Origin of the sequence: Pseudomonas sp. NMS19W, assembly GCF_051554255.1 — a bacterium.
Lineage (GTDB): Bacteria > Pseudomonadota > Gammaproteobacteria > Pseudomonadales > Pseudomonadaceae > Aquipseudomonas > Aquipseudomonas kribbensis.
This window is the reverse complement of the sequence record NZ_CP136718.1, coordinates 5,057,370-5,074,703: the sequence shown is the minus strand read 5'-3', so window position 1 is coordinate 5,074,703 and position 17,334 is coordinate 5,057,370. Positions and strand designations below refer to the sequence as shown.

General features: G+C 60.8%; 11 protein-coding genes. 8 read left to right on the top strand and 3 right to left on the bottom strand.

Going from position 1 to position 17,334, the window contains the following annotated elements; translation table 11 throughout:
* Positions 1-80: 80 nt before the first annotated feature.
* The 8 genes from R1A29_RS23165 (at position 81) to R1A29_RS23130 (ending at position 8,842) form a co-directional block, all read left to right on the top strand.
* On the top strand, positions 81-2,603 hold the full coding sequence (locus R1A29_RS23165) for a TcfC E-set like domain-containing protein (protein WP_438299704.1): 2,523 nt from the start codon (positions 81-83) through the stop codon (positions 2,601-2,603).
* 4 nt (positions 2,604-2,607) lie between these two features.
* Positions 2,608-3,828: a hypothetical protein gene (locus tag R1A29_RS23160; RefSeq protein WP_438299703.1), complete on the top strand. Its 1,221-nt coding sequence runs from the start codon at positions 2,608-2,610 to the stop codon at positions 3,826-3,828.
* 32 nt (positions 3,829-3,860) lie between these two features.
* Positions 3,861-4,361, top strand: coding sequence for a CS1 type fimbrial major subunit (locus R1A29_RS23155; protein ID WP_438299702.1), 501 nt, complete (start codon positions 3,861-3,863; stop codon positions 4,359-4,361).
* Positions 4,362-4,403: 42 nt separating this feature from the next.
* The gene (locus tag R1A29_RS23150) at positions 4,404-5,624 is read left to right on the top strand and encodes a hypothetical protein (protein ID WP_438299701.1); all 1,221 of its coding nucleotides are present in this window, start codon (positions 4,404-4,406) and stop codon (positions 5,622-5,624) included.
* A 43-nt stretch (positions 5,625-5,667) separates the two neighbouring features.
* Entirely contained in the window at positions 5,668-6,411 is a 744-nt protein-coding gene (locus tag R1A29_RS23145; RefSeq protein WP_438299700.1) for a molecular chaperone, read from the top strand.
* Between the two features lie 15 nt (positions 6,412-6,426).
* Positions 6,427-6,927, top strand: a complete 501-nt coding sequence (locus R1A29_RS23140; protein WP_438299699.1) for a CS1 type fimbrial major subunit — start codon at positions 6,427-6,429, stop codon at positions 6,925-6,927.
* 112 nt (positions 6,928-7,039) lie between these two features.
* Positions 7,040-7,543 carry a CS1 type fimbrial major subunit gene (locus R1A29_RS23135; RefSeq protein WP_114885299.1) on the top strand — a complete coding sequence of 168 codons (504 nt, stop codon included), beginning with the start codon at positions 7,040-7,042 and terminating at the stop codon, positions 7,541-7,543.
* A 45-nt stretch (positions 7,544-7,588) separates the two neighbouring features.
* Complete coding sequence (locus R1A29_RS23130; protein ID WP_438299698.1) at positions 7,589-8,842, top strand: hypothetical protein; 1,254 nt, start codon at positions 7,589-7,591, stop codon at positions 8,840-8,842.
* Positions 8,843-8,892: 50 nt separating this feature from the next.
* Here the strand turns inward: R1A29_RS23130 and R1A29_RS23125 are convergent, their stop codons facing one another.
* The 3 genes from R1A29_RS23125 to R1A29_RS23115 form a co-directional block, all read right to left on the bottom strand.
* Positions 8,893-13,545: an NEL-type E3 ubiquitin ligase domain-containing protein gene (locus R1A29_RS23125; protein WP_438299697.1), complete on the bottom strand. Its 4,653-nt coding sequence runs from the start codon at positions 13,543-13,545 to the stop codon at positions 8,893-8,895.
* Between the two features lie 32 nt (positions 13,546-13,577).
* Positions 13,578-13,913: a hypothetical protein gene (locus tag R1A29_RS23120; protein WP_438299696.1), complete on the bottom strand. Its 336-nt coding sequence runs from the start codon at positions 13,911-13,913 to the stop codon at positions 13,578-13,580.
* A 150-nt stretch (positions 13,914-14,063) separates the two neighbouring features.
* Complete coding sequence (locus R1A29_RS23115; RefSeq protein WP_438299695.1) at positions 14,064-17,207, bottom strand: transglycosylase domain-containing protein; 3,144 nt, start codon at positions 17,205-17,207, stop codon at positions 14,064-14,066.
* Between the last annotated feature and the right edge of the window lie 127 nt (positions 17,208-17,334).

Here is a 17,334-nt window from a genome sequence, read left to right as displayed (position 1 = left end):
CGGTAGCGTTTCCCGGCGGGACAACCATTCCCCGAATGTCCCGCCGGACTTCAACTTGTTCGAAATCAGAGTAAGAGTTCATGTTCCCGATGACACCCATCGCGGTCGCGCTTGCGCTGCTGTTTTGTGCCGGTGCGACGGCGGCTCCTGTTTCCGCGGGTTCGACACCCTGCAGTCTGTTGGCGCAAGCCAAAGGTTTGCCGGCGGATTTCGAGGAGCATTTCTTTGATGTGCCCCTGGCCGTGCGGGTCGAGCTTGACCAGCAGCCTTTGGGCGAAGCTCTGGTGGTGCTGTCGCGCGATGACCGCATCACCCTGCTCGAATTCACCGATACCAGCGAAAACCGCTACAGCCCTGCCGAGCGGGAACAATGGGCGGCGTATCTCAAGCCCGGCGTGCCCTTGGGCGATTGCAGCGGTGCGTGCCCGAATGACGTGCTGGCAGTGCATTACAACCTGGAAAGCTCCCTGGTCTCGATCCTCACCCGCCATGCCGAGCGCGATCTCGAGGCCAAGCGTTTTCACGATCAGCCACTGGAAGGCAGCAGCGGCCTGATGGTGCGCAACCAGCTCAACCTCAATGGTGGCCAGGATCAGGATCTGGGCGGGCGCTATGGCCTGGAGGCCAGTGGCAGTCTGGGCAACTGGAGCCAGACGTTCAATATGCAACTGGCACGCATGGGCGGCCCCGACGACAAGCTGTACCACGCCGTGCACGAGCTTTACACCCAGCGCGAGCTGCAAGGCAGCTTCTTTCGCCTGGGCTATTTCACCCCCAATTCCGAAGGCCTGACCCGTCAGCCGCGAACGTTCGGCACCAGCCCCGATACGGCGGTCGGTGTGATGTACGGCAGCTCCGACAGTCTGGCCATCAACAATGCGATGCCCAGCGTCTACCCGATTTATGTCACCGCCAACCGTCAGGGTTCAGTGGAAATCTATCGCGACGGCCTGCTGATCAATACCCAGTCGGTGCCCGCCGGGTTGCAGACTCTGGATACCCGGCCACTGCCCGGCGGTATCTATGAAGTGGAAGTGCGGCTGATCGAAGACGGTCAGATCACCTCCACCACCCAGGAGCTGGTCTACAAGCCGAACAACTGGCGCAACCTCGACGAGCGCTGGCGCTACAACCTGTTTGCCGGCGAAGAAAGCAAGCTGCTCAGCAACTGGGATCAACAGGCCAGCGGCAGTCCCACGGCAGGCGCGTCGATCAACTACCTGGCGCACCCGCGGGTGATTCTCGGGCTGTCGGCACGCCAGATCCGGGAAAAGCTGCAGTACGGCACGTCCATCGACTGGACCCTGGCCAACCATCTCAGTCTGTATGCCAACGTCTACCAGACCCGGGACTACGGCACCGGCCTGGATCTGCAAAGCCTCTACAACTACGGCTCCGGCAGCCTGATCCTCAGCCACAACCGCAGCTGGCTGGACACCACCTATCAATACGACACCCTGCCCGACGGTACGCGGGTGCGCCAACGCAATGTGTTCGTCGGCCAGACCAGCAACTCGTCGCTGGCGATCAACCATCGCCTCGATCAACGCAACTCTTTCAATGCGCGGGTCGCCCACAGCGAGGGCAATGTCGAAGGCGTCGGCGTGGATCTGGGCTGGAGCCGGCGTGCGGTGCTGTTCGGCAACGACGCCAACTGGCGCCTGTCGCTGTTCGACCGCCCGGGCAGTTTCAGCAGCGGAGACGATCGCAGCCGTGGCGTCGATCTGAGCCTGAACCTGGCCATCGGCGGGCCGGGTCAGCAACTCACCGGCAGCATCGGTTCGCGCACCGATCGCGATGGCGGTCGCGACAACAACGCGTCGCTGGGCTGGCGCAAGGACTTCAAGGATCACGTGCTGCAAAACGTTTCGGTGACGGCATTGACCGACACCTATGGGATGGGCCTGTCGAGCCTGGCCAATTTCCGCACCGACACGGTCAATGGCGACGGGTTTGTCCAGCGCTCTTCCTATAACAACAAGCTGACCGGTGGCCTCAACCTCGACAGCACTCTGGTGATGGGCGGAGAGAAAATGCTGATGACCAGCGAATACGAGATGCGCGGTGCCGGCATGATCGTCGATGTGGAGTCGGACATCGACGGCATTGCCCTGCGTGCGGACGATCTCAGTGGTGGCGGCGCAGCATTGAAGCCGGGGCGCAATTTCATTCCGCTGACTGCGTACCAGAACAGCTCCGTGAGCTTCGACTTCGAGGGCAACCATGTGCCCGCTGCGACCATCGCCCCGGCGCGTACCCGCTATCACCTGAACAAGGGCGGCGTGGACTACCGGCACATCCGGGTGATGAAGACCCTCACTGTGCTCGGTCGTCTGGTGGATGCACAGGGCCGGCCGCTTCGAGGGCATCACGTGATCAACCACGCCAGCCGCGGGGTCACGGAGGTCGACGGGTTCTTCTCGATGGAAATGAACGCCGGCTCCCCGACCCTTGAAGTGCGTCGGGAGAACAGCCTGCTGTGTCAGTTCCGCCTCAACGAGAAGGAGCATCGCAGCGAAAACAATGTGCTGATGATCGGTGACCTGCGCTGCACGCCGGACACCCTGGCCGATCTCGCATCCACCGAACAGAAGGCGGGTTGAGAGCATGAAGGGATCAGCGTACTGGATGGGATTGCTGACGGCGTTGAGCCTGTCGTCGGCCGAGGCGGTCAATCAGGAAATCCGTGCGCTGTTCCAGCCGGACTCCTCGCAACCGAACAAGAATGTGTTCGTCAACAAGACACCGAACAGTGGTTATTGCGCGACTTATCCCGGTCAGTGTTTCGACAACAATATGTTCAGTATTCAGATCCCCGTGCAGTTCTCGTCCACGCGAGCCCTGGTGCCTGGCGATGCCTTGGGTGTGAAGGCGCCCGCCAATTGGCGGCGGCTGACGGTCACGAACAGGGAAACACAGGAAGCCGAAACCGTTGAAGTGCGAATAGTCGGTATCGGGTCCAAATTTTTCCTGAGTGATTCGGCCGCCAATCTGACAGGGGTGACAAACATTCTGGAAGGGCATCAGAAACTCTGGACCAGCAGCAGTTGGGTTTATGCACCGTCGCCCTGCGAATACAGTGGTGTTGGCGCGTATGGTCCTGCGAATTACCTGTTTTTCTGGAAATCGCCTGTAGAAGCCGCCTGTTCCAAAGTGGCTGCGTACCGGATCCCGTCGATGTACTTCGATACGCTCAATTTCGCCTACGAACTGCGCACGCCCAATCCGCTGGGCATGTCGTCCGGGCTGTACACCGGTTCGCTGTCGTACTCCCTCGGCCCCGGCGGTGATTTCCAGATGGGGTCGATGATGGTCCCGAATGACAACAACCTGACCCTGGATTTTGTCCTGGACGTGCAGCATGTGCTGAAGGTGGATATTCCGCCGGGCGGCGACAAGGTCGTGCTTGAGCCGCCGGGCGGCTGGCAGAGCTGGCTGGATCAGGGACGACATCCGGTGCGGCTGTTTCGCGATCAACTGTTCCATATCTCGGCTTCGTCGAGATTCACCATGAAGCTGGAATGTGAAGACCGGTTGAACAACGGTTGTGCAGTCTCCGATCGCCAACCTCCCTCCACCTACAAGGCCGAAGTCACGGTGTCTGTCAGTTTGCCCGACGGGATGACCGACAGCAGTGGACGTCCGGTCAGGAACCTGCCGGTGACGCACGTGCCGACCGGTGTGATCCACGTCGGCACCTATGTCGATCGCAAGCCGGGGACCCTGCACTTCAACATGAACGCACAGCACACCAAATTTGTGATCGACAGCTACGGAGAACGTCCTTTCAAAGGCAATTTCATCGTGATCTGGGATTCCGAAGTCTGACCTTCCTCTGCGAGCGGGAACAGGGATTGAACATGAACAAGCATTGGGTTGCCGGCGCGTTTCTGGCCGTGGCCGGGGCAATGAGTCACGGGGCGTGGGCGGCTCGCGAGGAGCGCACCTTCGAGGTATTCGTATCGGTTCCGAAGCGGCCGTTCTACATCGTCCCCACCGAGTCGGGCTGGATTCACCGTCCACAACAACTTTCCTGGAATGTGGCGAACGCGACCATGGGCGGGCTGCGCAAACATTTCGATGTGCGACATGACACCAGTGCCATCGAGGCTCGCCTCGACGGTGCGCCTTACCTGTCCAATGGCAGGCCTGGCGAAGACATCCCGCTGCGGGTCAGTTTCAACGGGGTGGAGTTGAGCCCGGACATCCAGCCCAGGGAAGTGGTGTCCCGTGCCGACGCCGCTGCGGGAAGTCGTGTGCTGCTTGAAATCCAGCCAGTGAAACCTCCCGGCGGCTACCGGCCGGGCGATTACGCCGGCAGCGTCATGCTGCTGTTCAACGCCAGAGCGCCCGGCGAATAGGGCCACGCGACAACCCGATTGAATGACAAATGGATTGGAAACATGAAAAGGACAACAGCCTGGCTGGGATTGCTGGCGGTGCTGGCGTTGCCTGCGGTGGAAGCGGCGAATCTGGAGATCAGGGCACTGTATCAGCCGGATCCTGCGCAACCGGGCAAGAACGTATTCGTCAACAAGACGCCGAACACCGGGTACTGCACGAGTTATCCCGCCGATTGCGCCGCCGGCAACCGGTACAGTTTCCGGGTGCCGGTCCGGTTTGACTCGACGCGTGCCATCTCGGGTGACGATCAGGTGGGGTTCAAGGCACCGGCCAACTGGCGAGCGCTGACGGTCACCAATCCAGTGACGCAGAAAAGTGAAACCGTCGAAGTGCGCATCAGCGGAATCGGCTCGGAGTATGTCCTCAGCGAACCGGCCGGCGATCTGGTGGGGATGCCGGGCAAGGATTTCGAAGGGCACCAGAAGCTCTGGAGCACCGGGCGCTGGGAATATCCGGGATCTCCCTGCACCCCGGGTCCGAGCAGAAGCGACTACACCGCGACCACCTATCGTTTTGTCTGGAATTCGCCTGTGGAGGCGTGGTGTCAGAAGAGGATCGATTACTACCGTATTCCGGCCATGTCCTTCAACACGGTCGATTTTATCTATGAATTGCGCACGCCCAATCCCCTGGCCATGTCTTCCGGGCTCTACACCGGGGCGTTGACCTACACCCTCGGCCCCGGCGGGGATTTCGAAATGGGACCGGGAATGCAGCCCAATGATGGCAGCCTGACCCTGAACTTCACGCTCGACGTGCAACACACGTTGAAAGTCGATCTGCCTCCCGGCGGCAACAAGGTTGCCCTTGAGCCCGCAGGCGGCTGGCAGCGCTGGATCGACAGCGGCCGCAGGCCCACCGAGATCTTTCGCAATCAGCCGTTTTTCCTGTCGTCGTCATCGCGGTTCAAGGTGATGTTGCAGTGCAGTTCCCTCGGAGGGCCGGACTGCAATATCGGCAATAACCAGGTGGGTTACTCCAAATTCCAGATCCGGCTCACGATGCCGCCCGGCATCGTAGGTCCCGGCAATGCCGACGGCTGGACCGGGACGCTTGAGTACAACACCTGGCTCGGTCCGTTTGAACCCGGCCGCTATATCGATCGCAAGCAGGGCATGTTGCGTTTCTTCATTTCCCCCAGGTTTCTGGATTTTCTGAAGCCCGGCATGAACGGCACGCTGACGGGCGATGCCACGATCATTTTCGATTCGGAAGCCTGATCCCCCATCACGGGGCCCTTTCCATTTTCATGAGGTTTAGACGATGACACGTCTGTTTTTACTGTCGCTGTGCACGCTGTTCTGGACAACGGCCAATGCCGGACCGCAAATCAATGTGGGCACGGTGTACGACTACCTGGACGGCGAAAAAAGCACCTACCTGAAACGGGTGTTCAACAGCGGTGACAGCACTGCATTCGTCAAGGTCAACGTGCTGGAAATTGTCTACGACGACGGCGGTCAACCCAGGGAAGTTCCGGTCACCAGCGCTGCCGACGGTGCCTCGCGCAATGGTCTGATGGCCAGCCCGGCGCGGCTGATCATCCCGGCCCAGGGCATGCAGGGTACCCGTCTGCTGTACATGGGCGAGCGCGAACGGGAACGCTATTTCCGGGTGCGTTTCGTGCCGGTGGTGCCGGAGAAGGAAGACGATTTCGTGGTCTCCGGAGAAGAGCGCGAGGACTACAAGAAGACCCTCTCGGCGGGCGTCAACGTGATGACCGGATTCGGCACGGTGTTTTTCGTACGGCCGAAAGATGCCCGCTACGACACGGTCCTCAACGACACCGGCAGTCGGTATGAAGTGCGCAACAACGGCAATACGGTGGTCGTGGTCGATGAGTTCAAGAGCTGCTCGCTGGACAAGGAAACCGACTGCGGTGCGACCGTCAAACACCACGTCATGGCCGGCCGCACGTTTGCCTTCGACAAGGAGAAGGGCCGCGAATACCGCTTCAAACTCGTGGAAGGCGAGCGCAGGCAGGATCTCAAGGTCGTCAGCCGCTGACACCCAGGAAACCACATGAACAAGCATTGTATGGCCGGCGTGCTGGCGGCAATTACCGCGTTGAATATCGGTACGGCAGGGGCGGCGAGGGAAACACTCAACTTCGAGGTCACGCTGACGATCCCCAGCCAGTCGTTCTACATTCTGCCGTCGGAGCCCGACTGGATTCACCGGCCGCAGCAACTGATGTGGAACTTACCGGACTCGACCCTCGGCGGCTTCAGCAAGAACTTCGATGTACGGCATGACACCAGCGCCATCGAGGCGCGTCTGGACAGTGCACCTTACCTGTCGACGGGCAAACCCGGTGAAACCATCGCTCTGCGCGTGCGCTTCAACAACGTGGAGCTGAGTGCCGATCCGGTTTTTCGTCAGGTGCTGTCGAAGTCGGAGGCGGCAGCCGGCATGCGGGTGCCGTTGCAGATCGACCCGGTCAAACCGGTCGGCGGTTACAGGGCGGGAGAATACTTCGGCAACGTTCTGGTGCTGTTCAACGCCAGGGCCCCCGGAGCATAACGGCGCCGGCCGCGATCGGTATCCGCCGACGGATAAGGGAAGGATCGCAGCCATCGCCATTCAGGAGAGCCGTCAGGGAGGCGGCTTCCTTATCGACGCAAAGGGAAGTGACATGATCAAGCAAGCGGTCATTGCCGTGTCCGTGGGCGTTTCGACCCCGATGGCCGGAGGCGTATTCGCGGCGCAGGAGAAGCACATTTTTGAAGTCTCGGTGGATATTCCGGTCCTGGAATTTTATGTGATACCGAGCGAACCGGACTGGATACATCATCAGCAGACACTGCCCTGGGACATTGCCACTTCGACCCTCGGCGGCTTGCGCAAAAACTTCGATGTGCGGACCGACAGCAGTGCCATCGAAGCCCGTCTCGAAAGTTTCCCCATTCTCTCCAGCGGCCAGGATTCGCGGGATGACATCAGCCTGCGTGTCACCTTCAACGGCACGGAGTTGAGCCATCATCCGGTGCCGATCCAGGTGGTGTCCCGCGAGGAGGCCGTGGCGGGCAAGAGGGTGCGTCTGGAGATCGAGCCCCGGGTCCATCCCGACGGTTATACGCCGGGCGACTACTACGGCACCGTCAACATCATTTTCAATGTGGCAGCCCCGACGGGTTGATCGTTGAACCAACAACAAGACCGATTGCTGAGCAAGGAGCTGGTAATGGTTTCAGGGTTGCGAACATCCAACACATCACGCAAGGCAAAGTGGCCGGCCGCCCTCTATGGCTGTCTGATCTGCTCGACCGCACACGCAGTGACTCAGGAAATCCGCGCGGTCTACGTTCCGGATCCGGCCAATCCGCAGGCCAATGCGTTCATCAACCAGACACCGCAGAGTGGTTACTGCGCCACCTATCCCAATGATTGCAAGCCGTTGTCGGGCGTTCGCCTGCCGCTGCGGTTCGCTTCGGTACAGGCACTGGAGCCGGGCTCATCCGAGCGCAATGGCGCGATGTTCAACATGCCGGCGCAGTGGCGCAGCCTGATGGTCACCAATGTCTTCACCGGCGAGACCGCGACGGTGGACATGCGCATCGGCGGGTTCGGTTCCCAGTACGTATTGAGCGACACGGCCACCAACCTGACCGGCGAAACCGACGACCAACAGGCGCACCACAAACTGTGGGGCACCAGTTGGAGCGTCGCGCCGCTGCCTTGCCGGCCCGGGGCGATGCCGTCTCACGGACCGGACTTTTTCCGCTTCTTCTGGAAGACGCCGGCCGAAGGCATCTGCGCCAAACGGGCCGCGTTCATGATTCCCTGGATGTCCTATGGCTATCTGGACGTGGGCTACGAATTGCGCATGCCGGATCCGTTGAAGATGTCCGCCGGCCTGTACACCGGTCAGCTGGCCTACGGTGTCGGGCCGGGCATGGACATCGACGCCGGTGACAATCTGTTGCCGGACGGCGCGGACGTGACCTTCAGATTCGTGCTGGATGTCCAGCATGTCCTGAAAGTCGATATTCCCCCCGGCGGCAACAAAGTGGTGCTGGTGCCCGAGGGCGGCTGGCTGGCCTGGTTGCAACAGGGGCGAAAACCGGCGCGGTTATTTCGCGACCAGACCTTCAATATTTCTTCCTCGTCGCGGTTCAAGATGTTCCTGGAGTGTCAGTACGGCGGTGCGCAGTCCTGCGGGCTAAGGGACTCGGAGGGCGGTGCCACGCAGGCGCAGGTGTTCGTCAGCATCAGTCTGCCCGACAGCATCACCGACAACGCCGGACAGCCAGTACGCCGCCGGCCGCTGAGCGCCAGCCCCAACGCCCCGGGCTTTCAGCCGGGGCGATTTCTGGACCGGGCACCGGGCACGCTGCATTTCGAAATCCCCAGGGACTACGTCGAGCAAATGCTGCAGCCCGGTCAGGCCAAACGCTATGCCGGCAATGTCACGGTGATCTGGGATTCGGAGGCCTAGGGTCGCGTCTGAAGGCAGCCGCGCTGGCTGCCTTCAGACGACCGGACGGATCAGATCCCGACGCGTGTCATGGCCTCGCGGGTCAGTCTTTGTTTCAGTGCCTTTTCCTGTCGGCCGATACTTTCAAGCCAGGCGTCGAAGGTTCTCTGACTCATTTTTTCCGCGGTGAAAAGCAGTTCCTCGGGTATGGACAGTTGCTGCGCCAGTTCAGCGATGGTCTGTCTGAGCCCGGGTGAGCGGCCGTTCCCTTCGACCCAGCGTGCCTGGGCCGCCTGCAAATCGATCAGCAGATCGATCTTCTCCTGGTGCGCGCGGGTATTGGCTTCGATTTCTCCCGGCCAGGTTTCACGCAGGTAACGATCCCAGAAAGGCTGGTCGAGCATCTGCTCGATCAGGCCGTCACCGGCCTCCCTGTCGAGAATCCAGTCGCCGGCGGCATCGATGGTTGCATCGCTGACCCCGGCGACCTCCCGGAATCTCATGGCCTCGGACTGCCAGGGCAGGTCAAGCCGTCTGGCCAGGCCGGTCTCATAGGCCAGATGAACTTCCACCTCGTCGGGTTCGCCCTGCCGGGTCGCGATATCGGCCCGGGCAATCTCTTTCACTTGCTTGAGTCGGGCGGCGCCTTTTGCCAACGTCACCAATGCGCGCTCAAGTTCTTCGGGTGACCTTGAAAACGTGCGAGCTTCCGATTCCAGCACGCGTACCCCCATGCTGTTGAACAACTGGGCACCGGCGTCTTCGCAGCCTTCGGGGTCAGTCGACATCAGGAACAGTTCTTCGCGCAGCCGGGTGTCGATGTCCATGGCGTCGATCATGCGCCAGACACGGTCGGTCAACTGATCCAGTGCCTCGCCACCCTGTTCGTAATCGGCAGAACGGGTCAGCCCCTGCAGTACCTGGAAGAATCCGTCGGAGCCGGGTTCACTTGCCAGGTCATGCCACGCTTCCGGACGAAGCGCCCCGATGCCGGGCGTTTCATCAGCCAGTGCGGTGTCCACGGAAACCGGCCATTGTTCCAGCAAGTTTTCGGCAACGGCCGCGTAACTCTGTGACGGACGCAGACCCACGGATCGGCGATAGCCTTCGTAAGCGGAGCGTGCCCGTCGGGTCAGTTGCTCCAGATGAACGCGGGTGCGTGCGATCAGATAAGCCTCATCGGAACCGGGCCGTACTTCGGGGATGTACCTGAGGGGATTGTTGCCCAGGTCGAGAAAGAACCCTCGGGGGCGGGGAACATCGAACAGGCCCAGTGGCCAGGCGTCGATCTGTGTATTGATCAGGCTCAGGACCCGCAACCTCGGCATGCGCCCGACCGACAGGGGCATGCTGACGGGATTGTTGTCCAGCCGCAGGGTTTCCAGCCGTGTCAGTGTGTTCAGCTGCTGCGCATTGGCGGGCGTCAGTTGCAGTTGGTTGTTGCTCAGACGCAGGGTTTCCAGACGCGGCATCTGCCCGATGCTGGCCGGCAGGGTCTTGAGACCGCAGTGTCTGGCGCTCAACTGGCGCAGCTGAGGGAAGTCCTTCAACAGTCCGTTGGCGGCCGAAGAGAATCCCTGGCCGTCCAGGTTCAGTGTCGTGACCTGATCGAGCCAGGGTTTGAGGCCGTCCGGCAACTGCCCCCACCAGTGCTGAAGGTCATGGGGCAACAGCTCTTTCGACAAGTCCAGCGCGTAGCCGCTCTCAAGGCTGGTGCTGCGTTCCTGGAACACCTCGGATTTGCGTTCGAAACACTCCAGCAGGCGGTCGGCGATAAAGCGTCCGCCTCTGTGCTGAAACTCATGATAGGCGCGGGGCAGATTGGCATCGGGGCCGTCGGCATCCCAATTGCTCAGGAAACTTTGTCTCCAGCCTTCCAGTTTTTCCTTGAGTGCCTTGAGTTCACTTTCAAGCCGCGCGATTTTCCAATGTGCATCGCCGGTGGCGTGCAATGAGCGGGTGAATGCCGTCACCTCTGTTTCAGTGAAGTGCGGATAGAGATTCCTGACTTTCTCTTCCACGCTCAGTGGCTCCCTGGACAGCCTCGGGCCGCGCAGCAACAGTTCCGTTTCCAATTGAACGAAGGGGCGGATCGGACGGCGGGCCAGCAATGCCCGGCGTTCGGCGGGTGTTTCGGATCTGAGCAGCACCCATTGCCTGAACATTTGCCCCTGTCCCGGGCGATAGCCCAGCGCGCGGCGTTTGTCGTCGGGCAGGGCAGCCAGTACGGCATCATAAAAACCGGCGGCTTCGTGCAGCCTGCTGTGGGCACTGTCACGCACCTCATAACGACCGCGTTCATCCCGGATCAACCTGCGTACCGTTGTGGCATCGCTGGGGCCAGCGCTGCTGCGCAACCGCCCGTCGTAAGTGCCTTCGCGAACCTCCATGCGCAAATCCGCAAAGGTGTCGGTGTAGATCCTCAGGGCGCCGAGGGCGAGACGTTCGGTATCCGGCACCAGCCAGGCCGGATCAAGCAGCCCCTCGTTGGCCCGGGTCGCAAGTACCTCGAACTCGATTTCCCGGGCCAGGCTCTTCAGGCGCAAGGGGATGCGTTGCTGCTCGGTCATGATGCCGTGCTCGGCGGCGGTCGCCTCGCTTGCCAGCGACTCGGCGAGTCGTGCCGACAGGGGAGCGAAATGGCGCTGGATCAACTGGGCCCCGGCATCGGTGGAACGATTCCTCAAGCGGTACTGGTAGTCGAAAATTTCGCTGCCACGGGTTTGCACGGCGTCGGCCAGCCGGTTGCGCAACACCTGTGCCCGCCGGGCTTTCGGGTGATTGCCGCCCAGCAGGGACTGCATGTCTGCGTCGTCGAGAAACTCCACCAGCCGTTCAGGCAAGCGGTTGTCCATGACGTCGGCAATCCCGATGGACAGCGTCTGACTGTCGGACGCACGGGGGTTGCCGTACTGCCGGTAGGCACCGGTCAGGTCATTGTTTTGCCAGACCTTGAGGGCCTTGTCGGCCGGCCAGCCCGGCAGGTCGGCGACCATCCGGTCAAACCAGTGTGAATCCGGTGGAAGAGGCTGGCCGGTGCGAATGCGCTCGCCGATGGCTTTAGTTTCCTTCCGCGTCCTGGTGCGGGTGAGGGTGTCATCGAGCAGCGGCGGTGGCAGGCTGTTTTCCACGTGCATCCGGCGCAACGCGTCGACCGGCGTGCCACTGATGCGACGTATTCTTTCCAGCTCGACATCACTGAAATTGTCGACCGAGTGCCCCAGGCGCCGCATCAATTGCGGGCCATCCCAGCCCTGCGGGGTCTCGGCTTCGTGAGTCCAGGCCCCCGCGCCGTTGTGCTGCAGGTGCGGGGAGTAAGCCTGTGGTCGGGAAGGGTGCTCGACACGGTAGTGACCGCTGCCGCGATCGAACCTGACAGCATAGTGCTTGCCCTCCAGCGGCAGAACGGTCTTGCCGGCATGTTGGTGCAGACCCAGGGCATCCGGTCTGGCGCCATCCGGCAACGTCAGTTGCGACTGCTCGTAGGGTTTGAGATCCGGGTGCCACAAGCGCGTGCTGCCATCGAACGAGCGTACGGCTTTCATGTTTTCAACCAGCGGCGACAACTTCAGCAGCAACGGCCTGGCGACCAGGGCGCCGCTGGCGAAAGCCGCCAGTTGCAGGACGTCGTTGACCACTCCCACCACATGCTCCGCCGCCTCTTCCCAATGGCCCAGTGTCAGATCCACCACCCCTTCGATGACCTCGTTGGTCAATTGCCAGGCGGTGTAGCCCAGCATCGCAAGGCCGACAACCGGAGTGAATGGCGCGACCACCATCACTGCCACGTTCAGGATGTCCTGGACGATCCTGAAGACGTTTGCCCACCAGTCGGCGCGAGCGTTCTGGTCAGCATCCGCGGTCGGTACGGCGATGTTGCGCGCATCGTTGAGGATCTTGTCGAGCTGGCGCTGATAGAGCGTATCCCACAAGGCTCCGCTGACCGGTGTGACACCGTATTGCAGGTTGGGGTTGCTGACCGGGGTTTCGCGCCAGGAAGGCCGAGGATCACCACGTTCATGTGGATACCATTTCACATGCAGCAGACGCTGCTTGAGGTCGGCGAAGAAATGCCCGCGCTGGTGGTGATCGACAAACTGGCTGAAGAACTGCCAGTAACTGCCCCCGGTGGACGACAGTGTGTCGTTCTTCTGCAACTGGCGGGTCAGTTCCGTGAGAAATTCAAAGTGGGAGGCGTACTCCTTCAACGGATGTTCGGGGTCGTGCGGAACGTAGGCAATGATCCGCGACGAGGACAGTGGCTGCTCCGGATCGGGGCGCAGGATCAGGATGCCGGTCATCTTCAGGTCCATGATGGTCAGCTCGCAGGCCTGCATCGGCTGCCGGCCAAGCCTGAGTGCCACTCGACCGTCGAGCAGGGCACGAATCAGTTGCAGGCCTTCCCGGTCGATGTCTTTCTTTGCCAGCGCCATGTGTGCGGCCGCCCGGAGTGCGGCCTTCTGGCTCTGCACCACCAGTGACTGCACGTAGCTGCGTGCGGTGGGCTCGTCGTTCAACAGCATGTCCTGAAGATGTGCCTGATAAAGCCTGCCGATATCCAGTTCGCGACACAGGGTCTGGAACTGGGCAACGGTCATCAGTCGATCCAGTGGCGAAATATCGTACTGATCATTCACATGTTCTCTTTTGACGAGAAACGCGGAGTTCGATGCGTAAGTTTCGTTATAGGAAAAGCTGTTCAGCGCGGCTTCGAGCAAGGACACTTTTCTTGTGGAGGAGCCACTCAAAGTCTCTATCACGTACCAGGGGATCTGGCTTCGCGGTACAGCATCAGAAATGTGTTCCTGATATCGACATCGATGCCGGTTTTTTCCCGCAATCGGGCCTTCAGCAGCGGTTCGGCAAACGAGTGAATGTCTTTCAGTCGGGCCAGTGCCCGGTCGGCAGCGTTGCGGGCTGCCCAGGCGCTTCGGTTGACGCCGGCCAGTTGCGGCACCATCCAGGATTCACGGCGCGGTTTGATCTTTTTCAATGCTTCGCCGTGATGCAGTTTCATATCGGTAAATACCGGATCGATCCGCGCTTTGATTAATTCGTAATGTTGCCCTTTGTATTCAGTTGTTGCGGTCATGGGTACAGCCTTGAATAAGTCAGGAAGATTCAGCCTAACGTTCAAGGGTGCAGAAAATTAGTTCAAAAGCCTGCTGTTCAAGTGCGAGTCTGGCAGGTGAAACATTGAATATTGGAATGCATAAAACAATTAATTATTGCCTCCACAACTTCAATCAGGGTTACGCGATGGCAGGTTCATCAGAGCCACCTGGGGAACTTGCGGTGGCCGGCATTGTGAGTCGCTGCCCGGTTGCAGATACGGCATCAGGATCGGTGCCATGCCCTTGAGCACCTGCACCGGCAGGGCCGAGGTGAATTTGAAGTTCTCCGCCGAGCGTCCCGGAACAAACGCGGTGAGCGTGCCGAAATGGTGATCGCCGATGTAAAACACGAAGGTCGCCGTGCGGTTGATCGACTTGGAACTCAAAATGCGCCCGCCGGAACCGATGGCCTCGATGCGGTTGTCGCCCGTACCGGTTTTTCCGCCCATGGTCAGCGGTGTGCCATCGTTCAGTTTGAAACTGCCGGAAACACGTTTGGCGGTTCCCGAGTCCACCACTTGCGACAGTGCCTCGCGCATGGCAGTGGCCACTTCCGACGGCATCACCCGTTTGCCGACGTGAGGGTCATTGACCAGTTTCGTTTCGTATGGCGTGCCGGCAGCAAAATGCAGGCTGTCGATGCGCAGGGTCGGCATGCGCACACCGTCGTTCAGAATGGTGCCGATCAACTCGGCCAGCGCGGCAGGTCGGTCGCCGGAGCTGCCGATGGCGGTGGCCAGCGAAGGCACCAGATGATCGAACGGGTAACCGACTTTCTGCCAGCGCTGATGGATGTCGAGGAAGGCTTCGATCTCGAGCATGGTGCGGATGCGGCTGTCCCGGGCGCCCTTGTGTTTGCTCTTGAACAGCCAGCTGTAGACTTCCTGACGTTCGAACTGGCTGGCCTTGACGATCTGGCCCCAGGTCGCGTCCGGGTGGTTGAGCAGGTAGCCGATCAGCCACAGGTCCAGCGGGTGGACCTTGGCGATGAAGCCTTGATCCGGCAAATCGTAGGTGCCGGGGCCGTAGGCGAGGTAGAGGCGTTCCAGGCGTTCATCGGTGAGTTTTTCGGTGATTTTCACGCCCTTCAGATGCGAGCGGACAAAGCTGTTGAAGTCTTCCTGGCTGGCGTTGGGCAGCAGATAACGGTGCACGGCGGCCATGCGGATCGGCGTCGGGCGCATGCTGTCGAGAAAGGTGTCGAGGCGGGCCTGGGTGTCCTTGTTCTTGTACTTTTTCCAGAACTTGAGCAGGAATGAAGTGCCTTCGCGGTCGGCGAACGAAGCCAGATATTCCTGACGCCGGGGGTCGCGGTCATCCTTGAGCAGTTCGGCGCTGTTGTTGGGGCCGGAGTAGGTGGTGTAGCGCACCAGATCGCGCATCAGGCGAATGAACGGCAGGTTGATCGACTCGCGCAGGGCATCGCGCAGAGTCGGCATGCGGCCGTTGTCTTCCTTGCGGAAGTTGTGGAACACGTGCAGGCCACCGCCGGTGAAAAACGCCTCCCCGGGGCTGGCGGAATATTTGCGGTCGAGGGCTGCGCCGAGCATCTTCGACAGGTCGTGATCCTTGTTCTGGATCAGGTAATCGATCACCCACTGGGTCAGACGATCCTGATCCGGCACGTCGACTTTCTTCAGTTCCGGCACGCTCATGGCGCCGTACTTGTCATGCAGCTCGGAGATGATTTGCAGGTAGGTGGTCAGCACCCGCATCTTCGCCGTGGAGCCCAGTTCCAGTTTGCTGCCTTCGTTGATGTCGAACGGCTGGTCGGTGCTGTCGGTCTGCACCCGCACCCGCGAACCATCCGGGGTCAGTTCGAACAGGGTGAAGCTGTAGCGCACCTGGGTGGTGCTGGTGGGCGTCAACAGGCGTTCGCCGAGCAGGCCGATTTCGGCGGCGTAGGCCGGGTCGGCGAGTTTTTTCAGGTAGGCCGTGGCCTGGGTTTGCAGCTCGCCTTGCAGGGTGCTGGTGGCCGAGAGGTCGAGGCGGTCGAGGTCGTACAGCGGACGATTGAGCATCGAAGCCAACCGGCTGCGGGCGACGCTGATGCCTTTGTTGGTTTCGATCGGCTGAATGGTCGGCTGGGTTTGCCAGTCGCGGTAATTGACCTTGCTCGCGAGGGCGGCATCGGCCAGCGCGTTGTCGATCACGCCATTCTGCTTGAGCAGCCGCAGATGGCTGTCGGTGAGGTCGGCCAGCTCTTCCCGGCCCTTGGTCAGGTAATGCGAAGGACGGCGTTGGGCGATCATCAGCGAGAGCATTTCCCGCAGGGCCAGGCCCTTGTCCGCCAGGGTCTTGGGATCGGTCGCGGAGCTGGCGAGCGTCTTGTTGGCTTCATTGAAATCGGCGCCGTACCAGACCCGCAGGCCTTCGGCCATGCCGTGGACTTCGCCGTGCCCCGGCACCGCCGACAACGGCACGCTGTTGAGGTAGTCACGAATGATGTTGCGCCGCGCCGGCAAGGTATCCGGGCCGGCCTGATAGGCGCGCACGCTGGCGGAAATCATCTGGCGGATTTTCTCGGCACCGTTCACCGTCAGCCCGTCGGGCGAGTGGCGATACTTTTCCAGTTGCGTGGCCAGGGTGCTGCCGCCCGCCGACTGACCTGGCAGGTGCAGGAGCTTGGCGACTTGCGACCACGCGGCCATGCCGAAGCGCGGCCAGTCCACCGCCGGGTTGGCCAGCGGTTGTTTGGGGTCGAGCAGGAAGCGGTTTTCGATGAACAGCAGGCTGTTGACCACCACCGGCGGGATCGACTCGAAACTCGAATACAGCTGCTGTGGATAGTTGTACTGATACAGCGGTGCGGCGCGGCAATCGGTGATCGACAGCCCGGCCTGGATTTTCTCGGAGTAGGGCACGAACAGGCCCTTGTCGGTATAGCCGAGCAGCGCCGGCGAGAAGCGCGTCTGTTCGGTGATCACGTAATTGCGCTTGAGCAGTCGTGGCAGGAACTCGTCCAGCGAGCTGTAACCCAGACGCAGATCGAATGGCCCGTTGCCCGGATAACGAATGGCTTCGCTGGGGCCCGGTTGCAGTTCATAGGTCAATTTGGCGGCGTACTGGCTGACCTCGCGGGATTGAAAACGCGAGGTGCGCATTTCCTTCATCGCGGCCAGGCCCACCACAATCGCAATGATCACCAGCAACAGCCAGAAAGCCTTCCACCCATGCCGGTTACGACGGGGTTTCTCAGGGACAGGCGCTTCATCCACACGTTCAGTCGGAACCACTTTTTCACTCGAATCGGTTTGCCACAAAGCGCCCATAGTCGATTGATCCATTCACGCAGATTGATCGGACTTGACTGAAGCTTAGTCGGTGGTTGGCGGGGGTGAAAAAATTGTGAAGCTTCGACCCTGAACAAATCTGCGCAGGGGGCAATCCGGCAGCAGT